This window comes from Brachyspira catarrhinii (assembly GCF_005518285.1).
Taxonomy (GTDB): domain Bacteria; phylum Spirochaetota; class Brachyspiria; order Brachyspirales; family Brachyspiraceae; genus Brachyspira; species Brachyspira catarrhinii.
This window is the reverse complement of the sequence record NZ_SJDU01000536.1, coordinates 1-1,217: the sequence shown is the minus strand read 5'-3', so window position 1 is coordinate 1,217 and position 1,217 is coordinate 1. Positions and strand designations below refer to the sequence as shown.

The window sequence follows — 1,217 nt, the reverse complement described above, 5'->3', positions numbered from 1 at the left end:
GAACGAAGACGAAGAGATAAAAAACGATATAGCCGTGATGTCGAATGCGGAAAGTATAGCGTCCTCTTTGTCCGCTGTGAATAAAGATATTTTCGGAAACGAATCGGGAGCTTATTTGAAATTGACGAGGAGCGTAAATATTCTTCAGTCAATATCGCAATATGACGGCAGATTGTCCGATTTATCCTCTCAAATCGAAGGGATAAGTTTAAACCTTGAAGATATAAAAGGAATATTAAACGAAATAAGAGCGAAAACGAAATTCGATCCAAAAGAATTGGAATCTTTAAATGAAAGATTATTTTTTATAAACAATTTGAAAAAAAAATACGGTTCGAGCATAAAAGAAATTATAAATTACGCGAAAGAATCTAAAGAAAAATTGGAATCTTTAAATTTTTCCGAAGAAGATATTATAAATTTAAAATCGGAAATCGAAGAATTAAGAAAAAAAACTTCCATTTTGGCAAAAGAAATTTCCGACATAAGACATAATAAAAAAGAAGAATTTATAAGAGCAATTGAATCGGAAATGAACGATTTGGGAATGTCGTCCACAAAATTCGATGTGGAAATAATGTCGGACGAGGACGAAGACGGAATATTAATCGTAGACGGAATCAATCTAAAGGCAAACGCACATGGAATTGACAATATAGAATTTATAATCGCTCCGAATAAACAGAGCATATTTCAGCCTTTAAGAAAAATAGCTTCTGGAGGCGAAATATCGAGAATAATGCTTTCGCTTAAAAATGTTCTTTCTTTGGGAGATTACTGCGAGACTATGGTTTTTGACGAGATTGATGTCGGAGTCGGCGGGAGAATTGCCGAAGTTATTGGCGAAAAAATTGCCGCTTTATCGAAACGAAAACAAATTTTAAGCGTCACTCATTTGGCTCAAATCGCAATATACGCGAATAATCATTTTAAGGTTATAAAAAACGAAGGCGAAGACAATGTAACTTCCACAATAGAGGAACTTAACGAAAACACGAGAATAAACGAAATTGCAAGAATGATAACGGGAAAAGAAATAACCGAAGCGAGCATAAAGCATGCCGAAGAACTTTTGGAACATGCTAAAAAATCGGTAAAAAATATCGGTTAATATTGTATTATTTGATTGTTTAATTAAAGTTATGAATTTATAAGTCGATAATTTTATAAAGAATTATATAATTTTTACTTGACTTTTTTATAAGTTTGTTATATTA

General features: G+C 32.2%; 1 protein-coding gene. It reads left to right on the top strand.

Going from position 1 to position 1,217, the window contains the following annotated elements:
- A partial coding sequence (locus tag EZH24_RS12130) for a DNA repair protein RecN (RefSeq protein WP_419670463.1) occupies positions 1 to 1,111 on the top strand: 1,111 nt, incomplete at its 5' end.
- Positions 1,112 to 1,217: the final 106 nt, after the last annotated feature.